This is a genomic window from Paenibacillus sp. J31P316, assembly GCF_056269105.1.
Window position 1 is genome coordinate 390,864 of the sequence record NZ_JBWDNI010000002.1, and the last position, 18,380, is coordinate 409,243.

General features: G+C 54.4%; 17 protein-coding genes. 1 reads left to right on the plus strand and 16 read right to left on the minus strand.

Features of this window, described 5'->3' with window-relative positions:
* Positions 1–4: 4 nt before the first annotated feature.
* From AC0YNU_RS07140 to AC0YNU_RS07215, 16 genes are all read right to left on the minus strand, one after another.
* Positions 5–469 (minus strand): hypothetical protein, encoded by a 465-nt coding sequence (locus tag AC0YNU_RS07140; RefSeq protein WP_475754685.1) that lies wholly within the window; start codon positions 467–469, stop codon positions 5–7.
* Positions 469–1,311 carry an ABC transporter permease gene (locus tag AC0YNU_RS07145; RefSeq protein WP_475756211.1) on the minus strand — a complete coding sequence of 281 codons (843 nt, stop codon included), beginning with the start codon at positions 1,309–1,311 and terminating at the stop codon, positions 469–471. The genes AC0YNU_RS07140 and AC0YNU_RS07145 overlap by 1 nt, the downstream gene beginning before the upstream one ends.
* Positions 1,311–2,528 (minus strand): extracellular solute-binding protein, encoded by a 1,218-nt coding sequence (locus AC0YNU_RS07150; protein ID WP_475754686.1) that lies wholly within the window; start codon positions 2,526–2,528, stop codon positions 1,311–1,313. The genes AC0YNU_RS07145 and AC0YNU_RS07150 overlap by 1 nt, the downstream gene beginning before the upstream one ends.
* Positions 2,529–2,594: 66 nt before the next feature.
* Positions 2,595–3,626 carry an ABC transporter ATP-binding protein gene (locus AC0YNU_RS07155; protein ID WP_475754688.1) on the minus strand — a complete coding sequence of 344 codons (1,032 nt, stop codon included), beginning with the start codon at positions 3,624–3,626 and terminating at the stop codon, positions 2,595–2,597.
* Between the two features lie 33 nt (positions 3,627–3,659).
* Positions 3,660–4,484 (minus strand): ABC transporter permease, encoded by an 825-nt coding sequence (locus AC0YNU_RS07160; RefSeq protein ID WP_475754691.1) that lies wholly within the window; start codon positions 4,482–4,484, stop codon positions 3,660–3,662.
* Between the two features lie 31 nt (positions 4,485–4,515).
* On the minus strand, positions 4,516–5,562 hold the full coding sequence (locus AC0YNU_RS07165) for a LacI family DNA-binding transcriptional regulator (RefSeq protein ID WP_475754693.1): 1,047 nt from the start codon (positions 5,560–5,562) through the stop codon (positions 4,516–4,518).
* A 186-nt stretch (positions 5,563–5,748) separates the two neighbouring features.
* Positions 5,749–6,144, minus strand: coding sequence for a cupin domain-containing protein (locus AC0YNU_RS07170; RefSeq protein ID WP_475754695.1), 396 nt, complete (start codon positions 6,142–6,144; stop codon positions 5,749–5,751).
* Positions 6,145–6,226: 82 nt separating this feature from the next.
* Positions 6,227–7,006 (minus strand): MerR family transcriptional regulator, encoded by a 780-nt coding sequence (locus tag AC0YNU_RS07175; RefSeq protein ID WP_475754697.1) that lies wholly within the window; start codon positions 7,004–7,006, stop codon positions 6,227–6,229.
* A gap of 220 nt (positions 7,007–7,226) precedes the next feature.
* Positions 7,227–7,991: an SDR family NAD(P)-dependent oxidoreductase gene (locus AC0YNU_RS07180; RefSeq protein WP_475754699.1), complete on the minus strand. Its 765-nt coding sequence runs from the start codon at positions 7,989–7,991 to the stop codon at positions 7,227–7,229.
* Between the two features lie 127 nt (positions 7,992–8,118).
* A complete protein-coding gene (locus tag AC0YNU_RS07185) occupies positions 8,119–9,273 on the minus strand; it encodes a Ger(x)C family spore germination protein (protein WP_475754701.1) in 1,155 nt (384 codons plus the stop codon).
* Positions 9,270–10,718 (minus strand): spore germination protein, encoded by a 1,449-nt coding sequence (locus tag AC0YNU_RS07190; RefSeq protein WP_475754703.1) that lies wholly within the window; start codon positions 10,716–10,718, stop codon positions 9,270–9,272. Before AC0YNU_RS07190 ends, AC0YNU_RS07185 begins: the two co-directional genes overlap by 4 nt.
* Complete coding sequence (locus AC0YNU_RS07195) at positions 10,690–11,808, minus strand: GerAB/ArcD/ProY family transporter (protein ID WP_475754706.1); 1,119 nt, start codon at positions 11,806–11,808, stop codon at positions 10,690–10,692. Before AC0YNU_RS07195 ends, AC0YNU_RS07190 begins: the two co-directional genes overlap by 29 nt.
* Positions 11,809–11,962: 154 nt before the next feature.
* Positions 11,963–12,565, minus strand: coding sequence for a DUF1003 domain-containing protein (locus AC0YNU_RS07200; protein ID WP_475754708.1), 603 nt, complete (start codon positions 12,563–12,565; stop codon positions 11,963–11,965).
* 198 nt (positions 12,566–12,763) lie between these two features.
* Complete coding sequence (gene cysI, locus AC0YNU_RS07205) at positions 12,764–14,485, minus strand: assimilatory sulfite reductase (NADPH) hemoprotein subunit (RefSeq protein WP_475754710.1); 1,722 nt, start codon at positions 14,483–14,485, stop codon at positions 12,764–12,766.
* Between the two features lie 36 nt (positions 14,486–14,521).
* Positions 14,522–16,345 carry an assimilatory sulfite reductase (NADPH) flavoprotein subunit gene (locus AC0YNU_RS07210; RefSeq protein WP_475754713.1) on the minus strand — a complete coding sequence of 608 codons (1,824 nt, stop codon included), beginning with the start codon at positions 16,343–16,345 and terminating at the stop codon, positions 14,522–14,524.
* 335 nt (positions 16,346–16,680) lie between these two features.
* On the minus strand, positions 16,681–17,670 hold the full coding sequence (locus tag AC0YNU_RS07215) for an SDR family NAD(P)-dependent oxidoreductase (protein ID WP_475754715.1): 990 nt from the start codon (positions 17,668–17,670) through the stop codon (positions 16,681–16,683).
* Between the two features lie 105 nt (positions 17,671–17,775).
* Here AC0YNU_RS07215 and AC0YNU_RS07220 point away from each other — a divergent pair, with 105 nt between their 5' ends.
* Positions 17,776–18,330, plus strand: a complete 555-nt coding sequence (locus AC0YNU_RS07220; protein WP_475754718.1) for a TetR/AcrR family transcriptional regulator — start codon at positions 17,776–17,778, stop codon at positions 18,328–18,330.
* Positions 18,331–18,380: the final 50 nt, after the last annotated feature.

Here is an 18,380-nt window from a genome sequence, read left to right on the forward strand (position 1 = left end):
ATGCTTATGCCTCCTCATGATGAATTCGCAGCCTGTATCGGCAGCTCTCCGTGACGATCGCGTGCAGGCTCAGCGTCACGCGCCACAGCCCTTCGGGCAGATCTCCGCGGACGAAACCCGGGGAAGTCTCCTCCTCGCCGATCGCGAGCAGCTGCTCGGGATCATGTCGATGGCCCGCCCCGCGATGACGCACCGGATCGTCGACCGAAACCGTGATCAGATTCTTGAGCGGCAGGAACGATTCCCATCGGTCCATGACGAGCTCGCGCTGCGCCTGCTCGGTATACTTCTCGACGCCGGCCGCGATCAGTGCCCGCGACTGCTCGCGGTCTTCCAGATTCTTCGGTTCGTACGCGAAGTCGATCCACAGCTTGCCGCCTGACTTAGCCAGATGGAAGCTGTAGGCGATATGCGTCTTGGAGCAGACGGGCCGCACCAGTCCCTCCGCTTCCAGAACGAGTCGTTTCATCAGGAACGCGCCCCCTCTTCCTTAACCATGCTTCGGATGTAGAAGTAGCCCATGAAGGAGCAGAGCAGGAAGGTGAAGAACGCCAGCGCGGACGCCTCCTGCTTCTCCTGGAATACGCCGAAGATTTGCTCCATCGATACCCCAAGCATCTGAGGCGCGTTCGGTCCAAGCAGGAACGGAGCGGTGAACGAACCGATGACGCCCATGAAGACGAAGGTAACGGCGACGAGCAGCGTCTTGTACGTAAGCGGCAGAATGAACCTGGTGAACAGGCGGAGCTTGCCCGCGCCGACGTCCTTCGCGCTCTCGATGACCGCGTTCGGAACGCCGGACAAGGCGGAGCCGAGCAGCATCGTCGTGAACGGAATGTTGAACCACAGATTGGCGATGATGATCCCTTTCATATCGAAGATCATGCGCGGAATGTCGCCGCCTCCGAGCAGCAAGACCCACCGGGATAACCAACCGTGGTTGCCCAGCAGCTGAATCAAGCCGTACGTCGCGATAACCGACGGGATGAAGATCGGAATCATATACATATTGCGGATCCACTTTACGATTTTGCCGTTGTTGAACCGCATATACGCTGCCAGCGCATAACTGACGATAAGCACGATCACGACCGAAATGACCGTCACTTCGAGCGAGAATACGATATTGGAACGCATGAGCTTATCCGTGAACAAGAACATATAATTCGACAGATCGTAGCCGCCCTCCTTGTTGGTGAGGCTCTCCTTGAACGAAACCGCGATCGGGACGACTACCGTGACGAACAGCAACAAAAAAGAGGGGATGACCAGAAGCAATCCCAGTATCCCCATTTTCACCTGTTTCTTCATCATTGCGCCGCTACGTCGCTTTGCCAGCGTTTGTTGATGTCCTTGTCCAGATCGCCGATGTTGAACGTCCGGAACCCTTCCGCCACGCCTTTGAAGGAATCCTGAATGTCCTGCGGCATGCTCGAGAGCTTGATCCCCGGGAAGCCGTGCATTTTGGTCACGACGACGGACTGCGCTTCAGGGGAAAGCACGAAGTTCAGGAATTCGTTGACCGCGTCCTTCTTATCGGACAGCTTCGGCACCATCAGGTACGTCGGGCCGCCGTTGAAGCCTGGCGTGATTTGCGCGATCTTCGTCGTAGCCGGCAGCTGGCCGTTGCCGATTTGCTCGAGCGCCATGTCCGACCAAGCTGGGATCATGTCGACTTCGCCGCTAATAAGCAGATCCAGCGTACCTTGGTTTTTCTTCGGATAAATGCCTTTGCCGTACACGTATTTGCCAAGGCCCTTCAGCGTATCGAAGCCCGTGTCCCACTGCTTCTCGATGCTCGCATCGGTGCTGTGGATCGCGTCCTCCGACAGCTTGTCGTACAGCGTCGTCGTGACGAACGAGCTGCCGGCGCCGCCTGTGGATGGATCGTTGTAGGCAAAACGCTCCGGATTCGCCTTAATCCAGGTAAACAGCTCGTCGAGCGACTTCGGAGGCGTCTGCACCTTCTCGCTGTTGTAGGCGAGCACGACGGCGGACGAACGGTACGGAATCGCCAGGTTGGCGACGTCTTTCAACGTATTGGCGTCGACGGAGGCGAGGTTGGCGATCTTGGCCGGATCAAGCGTGTCCCACAGGTCGTCCTTCTGTCCTTGGGTCACGTTGGACAGACCGTCCTCGTACAGGTCGATGCCGCCGGAGCCTTTGCCCGCCTGCTTCGCCGCGAGAATCCGGTCGTATGTCGGCTGCGCGCCCGTGCCGGACGGAATGTACACTTCCTTCACCTTAATGTTCGCATGATCTTTCTCGAACATCGGAATAATCGTGTCCCACAGGTTCTTGACGTTCTCCGAGCCGGTGAAGTAGAAGTTGAATTCGACCGGTTTGGCTGACGTGTCTTCAGGGGCCGCGTTGCCTGCCGCATTCGTAGCGCCGTTGTTCGCCGTGCCGCCATTTGTCGCGCCGGCGTTGGCATTCTCGGCGTTATTCGTGCTTCCGCACCCTGCGAGAAGAGCTGCGGTAACGGTCGTCACTGTCAATAAAGTAAGAGCGGATTTTCTGCGTAACATGCTTGGTTGCCTCCTTGGCATTGGGGATTCGAATTGGGCTTTAGAATGGAGATTAGGAATTGAATTTTAGACTTCCGGATACATGAGTACTTTCTTGAAGCTGACGTGCACCGGATCGCCCGAATGCAGCGACTTGACGGCATCTCGCGGCTGGAAGGCCCGAATGACGCCGTGCTCCGGCAATTGAATCGAGACTTCGGCATAGTGGCCCAGAACCATGATCTGCTTGATGACGCCGGGCAAGCTTTGTTCTTCAGGACCGTTCATGATGACATCTTCAGGCCGGATCGCCAGCCTTACCCCGCCGGACAACTGGTTCGAATTCGGAAACCTCAACTTCCCTACGGTAACTTGGCCTTCCGAAATCACCCCTTTCAAAAAGTTCATTTTACCGATGAACTGCGCGACGAACAGCGTGTTCGGTTCATCGTAAATCTCCTGAGGCGAAGCGATCTGCTCGATGTTGCCGTGATTCATGACGACGATGCGATCCGAGATCGACAGCGCTTCTTCCTGGTCGTGGGTGACGAATACCATCGTGAGGCCGGTCTTCGCTTGGATCTCCCTCAGCTCCTCGCGCATCTCATGCCGAAGCTTGGCGTCAAGCGCGGAGAATGGCTCGTCCAGCAGCAGCACGGCCGGCTTCAACAACAGAGACCGGGCCAGCGCGATACGCTGCTGCTGTCCGCCGGAGAGCTCGCCGGGATGCTTGTTCTCCGCTCCGGGCAGCCGAACCAGCTCCAGGACGTCTTTCACGGCCTTCTCGATGTCGGCTTTCTTCATCTTGCGTATTTTAAGACCGAATGCCAGGTTCTCGAACACTGTCATATGCGGCCATAGATTGTAGCCTTGGAACACCATCGAAGTCGGCCGCTTCTCCGGCGGCGACTTGAGCACGCTCGCGCCTTCGATGAGAATTTCGCCTGAATCGGGGTCGAGGAACCCGCCGATGCTGCGAAGCACCGTCGTTTTGCCGCAGCCCGAAGGCCCGAGCAGCGTGACGAGCTCGCCTTTGCGGACGTCGAGCGAGATGCCGGTGACGCCTTCGCCGGTGTGGTACCGTTTGGACAACTGTTGAACGGATAGCTGAATTTCCATAATGGCCTCCTTAAGTCTGCGATTGATCCATCATTACTTGAGTTGAAAGCCGCTGGACATGACATCGGCGCTGACGAACCGTTTGGCGGCAAGCAGCAGGATGATCGTCGGAGCCGTCAGGATGATCGAGAACACAGCGCCGGCATAAGCCGGATAATCGCTAATGATGGAATACATGACGATCGGCATCGTTTTGTAATTCGGGATACCGACCAGGAACGTTCCCTGCGCTTCGTCGAGCGAGTTCAGGAACGTGAAGATCGAAGCGACGATGATGCCCGGCAAGGCCATGGGCAGCGTAATCTTGAGGAATACCCGGAACGGCCCGGCGCCTACGTCTCTCGCCGATTCTTCCTGCGCCTTATGCACGTTCCGGAAGGCGGCGGTCGGAATCCAAGTCATGAACATGAGCACGTTGATCATATGGATCAGGACGACGCCGAGCAGCGTGTTCATCAGACCCAGCTTGTAGAAAAGCACGGCGATGGAGACATACAAGCCCATCTTCGGGAACGCATGCGTCAGCAGAAACGAGAACAGGAAGAATCGGCTGAGCGGAAAACGAATCCGGGCGAACGCATACGCCGCGGGGATGCAAATCAAGATGGACAACCCGGTCACGATCGCGGCGATCATGAAGGATAAGCCGATGGACTGCGGAATGTCCTCTTGCTTGAAGACGAAGGTCCACCATTTCATGGACCATTGATGCGGCAGCACGTCCGGGTAATTCCATTTGCCGGTGAAGGCCAGAATGGCTAAGTTAAGCAGCGGGCCCAGGAAGAAGATGACGAAGAGCACGAGTACGATGAATTCCACGATTTTTCGGGTGCCCAACGCTTTGAGATACCAGCGCATGAATGATTGTCGCTCCTTTCGGATGATGGGATCATAGGGTTGATTGTCGAATGATTAACTCGGGAAGCAATTGGCTGGGATGCGCAACGTTCGGCTCTTGCCGGATCAGCTGATCCAACAGATGGACGGACTGTCTGCCCATCTCGCCGGCATCGACCCTGATCGTCGTCAGGGAAGGCGAGAACATCGCGGCCATATCGATGTCGTCGAAGCCGACGACCGAGATGTGCTCGGGAATCCTCGCCGACTGCTCCAGCAGAAACTTCATGGCGCCGAGCGCGAGCATGTCGTTGGTAGCGAACAGCGCCGAGTGCCGGCCTGCCCGGAAGGGTCCCCACTGACGGCTCATGATGTCATAGCCTTCGGCGAAGGTCGACGTCTCCGCATAGCGGACCGAAGCTTCCGAGACCGTGATGCCGGCTTGTTCCATGTACGTTAGAAAGCCCTTGAGCCGCAAATTATGGCTGCGGTGCGTCTGCGGCCCGGCAATGACGAAGATATGGTCATGTCCGGTACGGGTCAGATGCTGGGCGGCGAGCCTTCCTCCCTCTTCATCCTGATTGACGATGTGAATGACGCCGTCCACGTCCGTCGACCCGTTAACCATGACGTACGGAACGCCGAATTTGGTAATGTGTTCGATGACGTTCTGCTGCAGGCGGCTGATAAGAATGAGCCCGTCCACCCGCTTCTCCATCATGAAGTCCGCCGATCGGTAAGACATGTCGTGATCGGTCGTGACGAAGACCGAGTAGTTCAGGCTTGCCGCCGCCAGCAGAATGGCATCGACGATCTTCCCGTAGAACGGATGCGAGGCGATTGGATGATCCCTTCTATAGAGGAGCACGCCAATGTTGTGCGTTCTTTGCGACACCATCGCCCGCGCGACCGCGTTCGGTTTGTATTGCAATTCTTCGATCAGCCCGAGCACCTTGTCACGTGCCTCGGGACTGGAATACCCTTTGCCGGAGATGATCCTTGAAACGGTGGATTTCGAAAGTCCGGCTCGCAGGGCGATTTCTTTAATGGTCGGATTATCCACGGTGCACTCCCTCTCTTGCTGTGGTACCGTTCCCACATGAGACCGTTCCCACACACTTAGAATAAGGAAGCGGTGTTACTGCTGCGTTAAACGGAGCCAAAGGAATTGTAAATCTGACGTCTAAAATAGCCAATAAATAGGAAAAAGACCGGATCAGATGGCTGATTCGGTCTTTTTGTGTAAACATGGCGGCTTATTCTCGGCAAGTGGTGCCGTTAATCGCTATAGCTTGTCAAACCAATCATCATCGACGGGTTCATACCATTCCGTCTCCCCCGGCGTCATGGCCAGGTGCACGAACCAGCTGTCTCTGGTCGCGCCATGCCAATGTCTTACATTTGGCGGAATGTTGACCACGTCGCCAGTTTGGAGCAGCCGGGCAGGCTTGCCTTCTTCTTGATACCACCCTTTGCCGCCGGTAATTAACAGCACTTGTCCAACATGATGCGCATGCCAATTATTACGGGCGCCCGGCGCGAACGTGACGTTACCGATCTTGGTGTTCAGCGGCGCCGGATCGGTAAACACCATCTGCAGGTAAGCGTCGCCGACAAAGTTCGCCTTTACCTTGTCTCCTAGCGGAAAAATCGTACTGTTGCTAAGCTGTTCATTCTCCATCTTGGATTCCTTCTTTCGATTCATTCGTTTCGCTTATTGTCCGGACGGAACATCCGTAGAGGCTGCCCGGAAAGAGGTGCGATCACGTTTCAGCGGACTGCTTGTACATTAGAATACACGCTTGTTGGATGAATGCCCGTTCTTTCATCGACAACACATAAATCTCCGGTTTCTTATCGTCGGGCAGCGCGTTGAAGTTGACCCAGGCCTGCTTCATTCCTTTGCGTATTTCCGGGTCTCCCTGCGATCGGCGCGCGTTCAGCTCCGTTAGGGACCGCGCTAGGCGCAGCGCTTCCGGGCTGCCCGGATCGGCATCGGCTGCCACGAGCCGCCTGAGCTCGTCCCGAAACCGGGTATAGTGGACATGCGATTCTTGGGCGAACTCTTGGCCTGCTAGTTTCTTCAACGCTTCCCGTGAATAGGAATTCACGGTTAATTTGCGCATCGTCTTCCGTTCATCGCTCGTCAAATAATTGTCGATCCATCCCGGCTTCAATTCCAGTTGCATCACCTCCATGATATTGACGACGGCGTTATAGTCGACCGCGCCGCCTTGCGCCATCTTCTCGGTTTCCTCGATCGCGAGCAGGATGGAGTCAAGCTGCGCGCGCTTTTCCAACAGCATCGCTTTCTGTGTTCGCAGCGCGGCCGGTAATTGCTGCGGTCCCGTTTGAATCAGGCGCTTGATTTGGGCGAGAGAGAAGCCGAGATACTTCAGAGCCAGAATGTGCTGCATCTTGACCAAGTCCTCGTCGGAATACAATCGATACCCGGCCAACGTATGCTCCGAAGGAGCAAGAACGCCTTGTTTATCGTAATATTGAAGCACTAACCGTGACGGACGTTTTTTTGGCAAATTCATTCGTATGGTAATACCGTTGACTCAAACGGCAGCCTCCCCTCCAAATCAAATTTAAAGTATGACGCTGCGTCGTACGCAAGCTCTATATTCCGATTTATTACGCATCGCGTGTTCGACGCTGCCTATGTAGTAAATCCTATGCAATCCTGCTCATGAACGCAAGAAGGCCGCCGATTCGCCGGCAGCCTAATAAGATGCTTAACCCTAGCTCCACGCGGCTCTACCAAGCACTAGCGCCGCCGTCGACGATGTAGTTGGCGCCGGTGATGTAAGACGCCCGGTCGGAAGCGATGAAGGCCGCGAGCTCCACGAGCTCCTCCGGTTGACCGAAGCGCTTGAGAAGCGTCTTGCTGGTGATCGCGTCGCGGGCCGCTTGGTTATCGCCGAGGTCGCGGTCGCTGGCCGGGGTCAGGAATGGTCCGGGGCTGATCGCCACCGCACGGATTCCGACGCGCGCGCCTTCAAGCGCGAATTGCCGGGTCATGGCGATGACGCCGGCTTTGGCCGCGCAGTGCCCGACCATGGGAGGGGTCTCTCCGGCGATTACGCCAGCCAAGGACGCGACGTTAATGATTACGCCTCCGCCGCGCTGCACCAGATGCGGCCATGCGTACTTCGACACGAAGAAAGGAATGTCGAGCTCGCCGGAGATGGTCTTCCGCCAGTCCTCGATCGAGAATTCGGGCATCGGACCGAAGCGTTGAATAGCCGCATTGTTGTAGACGACGTCGAGCCCGCCGTAAGCAGCCACGGCATCTTCGACCATCTTCTGCGCTTGTTCGGGGTCGGTGAGATCGAAAGGCGCGATGCCTGTCATGACACCGCCCGCATTTCGTATGCGCTCGATCGTCTCCTCATTGGCGGCGGCGTTGATGTCGCATCCGACCACCTTTGCGCCTTCTCGCGCAAAGGTTACCGCGGCCGCGCGGCCCAGACCGCCACCGGTTCCCGTAATCAGCACGATCTTACTATCAAGTATTCCCATGGTTTCCTCCTGGCTTGTCGTTTGTCCCGGGGTACAGCGTTTAATCTTTGCATCATGTTTCCAAATCATGCATGAACATGAAGCGCCGAGCGAGGATCTACAAATTCATGCTCCATGTCGAACAATATCACGGCTCCATATCATACATGCCGGTATGGGAGATTCTAACGGTAACCTTCACGTTTCGTAACGAATCCTCGGTTAAAATCAATCCGTTATTCGGGCTTGCGGCCGATAAGGAGCGATAAGCTTTCGGATTCCTCCTGTACAGGTATTGTTGAAAGTCGTAGACATCGCTATGATTCGTTATGCCGGTCCGATAGGTTTGAATGACCTCTTCCGCAATTTTCTTCTCCGCGATTTCTTTGAATTGCTTGACCTTCGACGGTACCAATACTTCTTCGACCACGCCGCTAAACTTTAAGTTCAACGAGATAACGGGCTTGCCCGCCTGCATGACGATTTCAGTTTTCTTCCTGGGCTTAATGATCAATACCGTGCCTAGCCTCTTGCCGTCCTGACTGATCGGCAGAGTCGCCCGCCTTGTCTTGAGATTCACCCATCTTACGCCCTGTAACTGCTTCTCCGAAAACTTTTGTTCCGCTTTCCCTCCGTTCAACGCATAAGCACCGCTCATCTGCAGGACGGTTTGAGACTTCTTCGTATCCTCCCAATTCTTCGGTTTCAACGTCAACCTTGGAACGAGATCGGTCTCCCCCTGTTCCTCTGCATTGGCTAGGACCGTATTAAGCCGAATCGGCGGAATGTAGGACAATTGATTATGAAGGACTTTCGGGTTATGCAAGAGGTTCGAAATGGGCGACAGATTAAAAAACGTCGAATATTTGAATAGCTCGTTGATCGGTTCATGAGTGCCGAACACCCACGTGTTATAACGAATCTGAGGAAAACGCGGGATCGAATCAAAAAACGAGTTGATCTCGTTTTTCAGGGCGCTTTCGCTAAAAACGATGGCCATGATATGGTCCCAATACAAGTTTTGCTGCGCAGTTTTGTACAACTCGTTAATCGCCTCGTACAAGGATTCGCCTTCGCTTTTCCCGATCCATACCTTCGATCTGTCGCCGGGCGTAGCCTGCTCCTGGCTGCCCATATCGCCGAAATCCATGAGCTCGACATAGATCGTATATTTACCTTCTTGATACTGGATCCCCATTGCGGTCACAAAGTTGTAGTCGGATATCGTCTTCACGTCCCAGCATCCCGTAAGCGCAAGACTTGCACTGAGGAGTACAGCGGCGATTCCGGCTATTTTTTTCATTTCCCTCCCTCCTTTCGATCCAAATCGGTCGGATTATAGATGAGCGGCCTTGTCCGAACGGAAGTTCTTGGTTTCGTGAGCAGCGCCATCAGCATATCCTTGAAGACCGGCGGCGACATCGGCGCCAGATAAGGCACGCCGAAGGACTGCATTTTGCTCAGGTAGACAAGCAGGGCAAACATGCCCCAGAAAAAGCCGTACATCCCGAGGAATGAGGCACAGGCCAATACGAACAAACGCAGCAAGGTCACCAGCCCGCTTAACGATTGATTGACGAGCGTATAGGTCGATACCATGGATAAGGCGGTCACGACCAGCATGGCCGGAGAGGTTAAGCCGGCCTCGATCGCCGCTTGACCGATGAAGAGTCCCCCGACCACGGTAACGGTCTGGCCGACGCCTTTGGGCAGCCGAATGCCTGCTTCCCGGAACAATTCGAACGTGATCTGCATGAGAAAGGCTTCCAGAGGCGCGGGAATCGGCAAGCCCTTGCTTACGTTGATGACCGTCGCTAATGTGGTTATCGGGATCTGGTCCAGATGATACGACGTAAGCGCGACATAGAACCCCGGAATAAAGATCCCGATGAAGAGTCCAAGATACCTTAAGAGCGATTCGCAAGCGACGAAAATATAGGAGGCGTGAATGTCTTCAGGCGTCTTCAGCAATGATGACAGGGTTGCCGGGGCAATGAGCACCATCGGCGTCCCGTCGACAATGAGGATGAATCTTCCTCTGAGTATCGCCTCGACGGCAAAATCAGGCCTTCCGATGTAATCGATCAAGGGAAATAGGCGAAACGGGGAATCCGAGATGTATTCCGCTAACTCTTCGCTGCTGACGAGGGCGTCCACATCGATTTTTTGGATTCGTTTGCGGGCGGTAGCAATGATTTTCGGATTGATGATATCACGGTCATACAGAAGCGCCACCTTGGTGCGGCTCCGGCGGCCTACCACATAGCTTTCGCAGCACAAGGTTGGCGTACGAAGGCGTTTGCGGACCAGCGCGATATTCGTGGACACTTGCTCGGTAAAGCCGTCACGCGGCCCTTTCACGGACACTTCCGTATTGGATTCCTGCGGCTGCCTCTGCGGCGGATTTGCTATATCCAAGGAATAGATCTTTTCAAGACGGTCCAAGACCAGCAGCAGCTTCCCGGAGAATACCGCATCAATAATGGTTTGCTGCTCTTGATCAAGCGGCAGGAAGGACAGGTTCCCGAGTGTCCCCGATTCCGCCTGATCGGCAGTAAACTTCTCCAATTGCGGAATAATGGACTGTTCGATGCGTTGGGCGTCAATCAAGCCTTCGCAATAAACGAACAGCACGCCCCAACGGCTTTCCTCGTTCACGAGCTGAACATGCTGGAAAATAACATCGGAGCAGTTCTCGAACAATTGCCGCAAAGAGGATTCAAGAGGTTGGATTTGATTTGGCTGCATGGCTGTGACCTCCCTTCTCTCTCATGCGAACGATAACGGCAAATAGCAGCAGCAGGCAAAGAACGGCGAATACGAAAATCAACGCGAAGGGGTAAAATTTCTCCCGCAAAAACCAGACGAACAGCGGATCGCTGATCGGAAAAAGCGGCGTGATCAACATAAACACGGTCAGCGCAAGGAACGCTATGTTTCGCGATAACTTGCTCTTGAATTGGAATAGCTCGATGATGATGTACATGCAAAGCGATAACCGGATAAAAGCGCCGCTCAACCATTCATAGATCGATAAAAAATCGAGATGCGCCACGTTCTTGCCTAAGGTTACGAGTCCCCACTGCTCGAAGGACGGATAGCGCTGCAAGGTTACCTCGCCTGGCGAGAAGTTGGTTAAGATATCCAGCAGCGTCCCGAGCACGAGTCCGATCTGAACCACGATCAATAACAAAACAAAGGAAGGACGGACTTTGGTTTGGATATGATGCTGAATGAGCAGCAGGATCACGACTTCTATCACGGTATGCGTGGAGAACAGCGTGCCGTGCATGACGGGGGCATAGCCATTCTCCAGTACCGGCATCACGTACTGATAGTTTTTATATTGCATGTTGACGAGTAACAAGAAGATTTCCAGCAGGATGAAAAACGGCAGCAGCACGCCGGCGCATAGGGTAATCGACCAGAAGCCGGCTTGCGCCGTCAGGTAACATAACACGGTCAACGAAGCCGCGATCACGAAACGCGGCGTCTCCTGCAGAAACGTCGTATCTACCCAATTCGTCGTATCCTTCAGCGTTATCAAGCCATCGGACAATAAATAGATCATGAACGGCAGTGCGATGATCCAGCTGGCAAACGAGCCGAAATGACGCTTTACCCATGGGATGATGGATTCCTTCGTGGTCGAATTCATAATAAATTGAATCATAAGGAGAAGGATGATACCTGGCACGATGGCCATGACGACGCTGATCCAGGAGTCTCTGCCCGAAACTTTCAAGATGAGCGGAATGAGCGTCGTCTGATTCGTGACGGCCGAAGTGATCGTAAGCAGCAGAAATGCCTGCACAAGCGAAATTTTCAACGTATTCATCTAAACACACCTTTTAGGATAGGAATTTTAAGTAGTATTTTCCTGCGGCCTCACAATTATCCAACCCACGGCGGACAGGCTGCAGCGCGTCTCAATCTCCCCGCACATAAAAAAGCGAATACCTGTACAGGTATCCGCTCGCTCGTTAGGGTTTTCATTCCGCTTGCTTGCGATCCAGCTTAGCTTCAATTGAAGCCAGCAACTGCTTGATCTGCAGCAGCTCGCCGTTAAACTCTTCTTTGTTGCGCACGCCGTTTTCTTCGATACGGTGCAGATGCTTTTGCATATCGTCGATTTCTTGCTCGGCTTTATAATTAATGGCGAAATCGATGACCGACTCGTGTTTATCTCGGGCATTTTGCCGGTTTTGGCTCATCATGATGATGGGTGCTTGAAAGGCCGCAAGAAAAGACAAACAGAGATTCAGAAGGATAAACGGGGGTTCGTCGAAATGAAGCGTCGCGATAAACGGAATCGTATTCCATATCATCCACACCACCAGCAGCGCGCCAAAACAGCCGATGAACGTCCAGCTCCCGCCGAACTTGGCGATTCCATCCGCTAAGCGATCCGTAAACGTCGTATGTTCCGTATATTCTTCATCAACGCGATTGAGAATGCGCTTCTCGTAGTCGTCGACCAATCTGTCGATCCGCAGCGCATTGTTTTCGCTAAGCTCGATATCAAAGCCCTGAATAACGGAGGCTTCATCGAAATCATTCGGAATGGCGTCGTTCTCTGCATTCTTCTTGTTCATAGCTCTAGGTTCCGTCCTTGTATACGATTAGCGCATGATTCCACCGCATTTAGGTTTAACCTTCTTCGAGGGTTTCTATTCGGAAAGGAAAATAGAGCGTCCACCCTTCATCTTATCCGAACGGTGATATGAAACAATGAAAGGGCACCCACGATGGATGGGTGCCCTTGCTGCTAGCCGACTGCCGATTTGAGTCGATCAGTCATGAAAATCGAGGCCGGAATGCACTTCCTTCACGTACTCGGCGCGAATGCAGAAATCTCCGAAGTGTTCGTTCTCCGTCCGTTCCTTCGCATACCGGTTCAGGATCGGCCGCAGCTCGTTCAGAATTTCGGTCTCGCCGATGTTCTCGCGGTACAGCTTGTTCAGCCGCTGACCGGCGAATCCGCCGCCCAGGTACAGGTTGTACTTGCCGGGCGCTTTGCCGATGAACGAGATCTCTGCCAGTGCCGGGCGGGCGCATCCGTTCGGGCAGCCGGTCATCCGAATGACGATCTCGTTGTCCCGCAGGCCCGCTTCATCCAGAATCAACTCCAGCTTATCGAGCAGCGTCGGCATGTAACGCTCCGATTCCGCCATAGCCAGGCCGCAGGTCGGCAAAGCCACGCATGCCATGGAGTTCCTACGCAGCGCGGAGAAGGCCGCCCCGTCCGTTAGCCCGTAGGTCTTAATCAGCTGTTCGATCTTTTTCTTCTTCTGGCTGGTCACGTTCCCGATAATCAGGTTCTGGTTTGGCGTCAGCCGGAAGTCGCCCGTGTGAATCTTGGCGATCTCGCGCAGGCCGGTCATAAGCTGATAGTCGCTCTCGTCCTTCACGCGGCCATTCTGGATGAACAACGTATAATGCCAATTGTTGTTGCTCCCCTTCACCCAGCCATAACGATCGCCGTTATGGTCGAATCGATAGGAACGGGCTTCTTCCAGCTTCCATCCCAACCGCTGCTGCAGCTCGTCGACGAACCACTCGATGCCGCGATCGTCGATCGTGTATTTGAACCGGGCATGCTTGCGTACCGCGCGATCCCCGTAATCCCGTTGAATGGTGACCGTTTTCTCCGCTAGATCGACCATCTGCTCCGGCAGGATGAACCCAATCGTCCGCGCCACTTGCGGATAGGTCTTCGTATCGCCATGCGACATCCCCATACCGCCGCCAACGGCGACATTGAAGCCCAGCAGACGCCCGTTCTCATGAATGGCAATGAACCCGAGATCTTGGGAGAAGACGTCTACTTCATTCGCCGGAGGGACCGCGATGCCGATCTTGAACTTACGCGGTAAATAGACGGGGCCGTATATCGGCTCCTGCTCCGCTCCGTCCCTGCTGTCCACCACCTTCTCCTCGTTCAGCCAAAGCTCGTGATACGCTCGGGTATGCGGATCGAGATGATGGCTGACCTTCTGCGCCCATTCATAGACCTGCTCGTGAACGGCCGACTGGTACGGATTCGGATTGCACATCACGTTCCGGTTCACGTCGCCGCAGGCGGCAAGCGTGCTCAATAGCTCGTCGTTGACTTCCTGAATCACGTTCTTCATGTTCCACTTGATGACGCCGTGCAATTGGAAAGACTGCCTTGTCGTCAACCGGATCGTATCGTTGGCATACTTCTGCGCGATCCTGTCCATCATGAGCCATTGCTCCGGAGACACGAGACCTCCGGCCGCCCGCACGCGCACCATGAACTGAAATGCCGGCTCGAGCTTTTGTTTGCTCCGTTCATTCCGCACGTCGCGGTCGTCCTGCATATAGCTTCCGTGGAATTTCATCAGCCGGTTATCGTCCTCGGAGATCGAGCCGGTGATCCGATTTTGCAGCGTTTCTTCCAGCGTGCCCCGCAAGTAATCGCTTCTGCGCTTAATATCTTCTACGTCGCTGTGCGGCGCGCTGTTCTGCGATAGTAAGTTATTCTCAGACATGACATCTGCCTCCTTGTTCTCTTATGCTTCCAGGATTCAATAAACGTCCCGTTGGTAACGCTTCTCCTGCTGCATCTTCGTCAAGTACGCCGCCGCTTCCTCATCGCCCAGGCCGCCTTCTTGCTTCAATATCGCGATTAACGCGGCTTGGACGTCATGCGCCATCTTCTTCTCGTCTCCGCAGACGTAGACGGCAGCGCCTTCTTCCAGCCATTGATACAGCTCCCTGCTCTTCTCCAGCATCCGGTGCTGAACGTAAACCTTCTGCTCCGTATCGCGCGAGAAGGCGACATCCATGCGCGACAGCACGCCTTCTTTCAACCAGCGCTGCCATTCGACCTGATAGAGAAAATCGGATGAGAAATGCCGATCGCCGTAGAACAACCACGTCTTCCCTGCTGCCCCAAGCTCTTCCCGTTCGCCGAGGAAAGCGCGGAACGGAGCGACTCCGGTTCCGGGACCGATCATGACGACCGGCGTATCGGGATTGGCCGGAAGCTTGAAATTCGGATTGTCCTGCACGAATACGGGCACGGTCTGTCCGGGTTCCAGCTGTTCCGACACGAACGTCGAGCAGACGCCGTACCGGACTCTTCCGCGGGACTCGTAACGGACATTGCGGATCGTGAGATGCACTTCCTCCGGGTAGGCCTTTAAGCTGCTCGCGATGGAATACAGTCTAGGCGGCATCTTTCTGAGAAGGGATACGACGGAATCGGCCGCAATGCCCGTCCAATCATACTCCTGCGCCAAGTCGAGCAGATCCCGTCCTTTCAGGTACGCTCTGATTTCCTGCTCTTCGCCGGATAGGAGAAAATCTTTCAGTCCGTTGCCGGGAGCAAGCGCCGCCACTTGCTCGATCAACGGTTTCGTCAACACCGTAATCTCGCAGTGGCTTGTCAGCGCCTCCTTCAAGGAACGCTTCTCCGTGCTCTTAGGAAGAACGACGAGTTCGTCCGGCTGCCAGCCCATCGCTGCGATGAGTTCATCGACAAGCCGCGGATGATTCTGCGGATAAATGCCCAAGCTGTCGCCCGGTTCGTACTGGAGACCGCTGCTTGCAAGCGCAAGCTCGAGATGCCGGGTCTCTTGTTCCGATCCCCGTCCGTTCAAGTTCAAATTCTCGAGCACGTCCGCTTGAAACGGACGGGATCTGGAATATTCCGATGATAGCCCTCCCGGAACCGCCGAAACGTCTGCGACCTTCAGCGCATCTGCAGCTGCGGAAGCCTCACCGAAATAAGCGAGGACATCCTTGATCCAATTCTCGGCCGATTCTTCGTAATCCACGTCGCAATCGACGCGCGGAGCAAGCCGCTTGCCGCCCAGTTCTTCCAAGCGTTGATCGAAGTCGCTGCCTGTTTTGCAGAAGAGCTCGTAGGAAGTGTCGCCTAATGCCAGCACCGAGAACGGCATGCCTTCCAATTGAGGCGCTCGCTTGCTATGCAGGAATTCGTAGAACGAGATCGCATTGTCCGGCGGATCCCCTTCTCCATGCGTGCTGACGATAACCAATAGATGCTGAACCTTCTTCAACGTGTTCGGTTTGAAGTCGATCATCGCGGACAGCGTAACCTGGGCGCCTTGATCCTGCAGCTTGCCGGACAGTTTCTTCGCCAGCTTATGGCTGTTCCCGGTCTGCGAACCGAAGAGCACCGTCACCTCTTTGGGGACCGCCGGGGTACTCGCTGCCGGTGCTTCCGCTTCTTGCAGCGCGGCTGCCACCGGCGTTCCTGCCGCTTGGAGCGCGGCTAGATAACCGCTCAACCAGATTTTCTGACCTTCCGTCAGCGTGGGCAGCAAGAGATTAAGCAATTCCACTTGTTCTTGTCGAAACGGACTGTTCGTTACTTGAAGCATTCACCCTACACCCCTCGTTCGCTTAGCATAAGAGCCGACCCGATTACAATTGCATGTAATCGGTTACTTATATCACTTCATTAAACGTAACATGCTCTCCCTAGAGTAACAAGACATTTGATTTTATAGCATTCATAAGTTATTGCAATAAAGCATGGCGGATTAGCCCTTTATCGATCCCTTCTTGTCGAAAAGCAACCCATGTCCCTGTCGCGAAACGAAAAACGGACCCTATCCTTGTCGTCACGATCGACAAGAATAGGGTCCGATTCATTTCATTCGTTAGACAATCCCATTCATTCGTAAGAAAATTCATTCCTATTAGCGATGGTCAGTCATGACTCCGCGGGAATGGTGCCATGAGGAATGTGCAGCAGATCTTCGCTGATCGTCCAGAGCTTCTCGGCAAGTATCGGATCGATGGCCCACGAACGGACTCCGTTGAACTGAGGGCTGTCCGACGGAACGACCTCCGCGATATCGACATCTTCGCAATAGACGCCTCCTTTGCCGTTCAGCATCGGACTTACCGCGCACCATACGCTTGTCGCCGCACCTTGCTCCGTCGTTTTGAAACCTCCTCCGGATGACGCATAGGTACCGTCTTCGTTTCGTTTCACGCCCCAGCCGGCGAGATCCGCATCGCTTAAATGCCGTGCCAAACCCGACAGGATGGCGCCGGGATGGACGGCAAATGCGCGCACGCCATGCTCTCGGCCGCGTTTGTCGAGCTCGACCGCGAACAACGAACACGCGGTCTTCGATTCGCCGTAAGAGACAACCTTATCGTAAGGCCTGCGCGTGAAATGCAGATCGTCCATATCAATCGGTCCCGCCATATGGCCGATCGACGAAAGCGCGACGACACGAGCGTTGGCCGAACGCTTCAGCGAATCCCATAAGCGCGTCGTCAGTTGGAAATGCCCCAGGTAATTCGTCGCGAAATGCGTATCGAATCCCCGTTCGTCGCGAATCGTCGGATGATAGCTAACGCCCGCGTTCAGGATGAGAATGTCGAGCGCACGATCGGAGCGCAAGAAGGCGTCGGCGAACGCGTCAATCGATGAGGGATCCGCAAGATCGAGCTGGATGACCTCGACGTTGTTGATCGAAGCGAGCGCTTCTTGTGCTTTATGGACATCGCGTGCGCCCACGATGACGGTTGCGCCGGCTCCGGCTAGCGCGCGAGTAGTTTCCAGTCCGATGCCGCCATGGCCGCCTGTTACGATGGCCACCTTGCCGCTAAGGTCTTGCCCGGCTGTCACTTCTCGAGCGGTCGTTTCGGGTCCGAATCCTGACTGCAGCGGTGCTTGTACGGTATTCATAGGTGGCATGCTCCTCGGTAATGTATTTTAGACATAAATCATAAAATGTCTATATGTCTATAATAGACGAGTGTACAAAGTTTGTAAATTGTATAAAATAGACATATGGAAGATAAAAAGAAACTTCACATTGTTGCGACGGCGTTAGAGGTGTTCTTCAAGTACGGTTACAAACGCGTATCGATGAACGAAATCGCGGAGGCTGCGGGCATTTCCCGCGCCGGTCTCTATTTGTACTTCAAGAGTAAGGAGGAAATATTTAACGCAGCGATTGTTCATCACGGGGATCTGCTTATTGAGGAGATCAATCACGGGCTGTCGTCCCATAACACGGCGGAGGACAAAATCCTATATGCCCTCGAAATATGGTCGATCCGTAATTTCGATGATGCGATGAAATCGCCGGAGCATAAAGAAATCACGGACAGCTCTTACCAATTTGCCCGGGAAGCGCTTGACACGAGCTACGGGAAATTGGAAACGTTGCTAGCCGGCCTATTGGAAATATACCCTGCTGCCGTAAGCGGTATTCAGCCAATGAGATTAGCGCAACTGATATCAGGCGCATTGCGGGGGTATAAAACGGTCGCGAAGAGCTCGGAGGAGCTTCGTCATCTGATTCAAGACTTACTCCGAATCGTCCCCGTCGGCATCAAATGATGACCGGTGTCTCTACAAGCCCATGCAAAACACGAGACAACAAGAAAGCA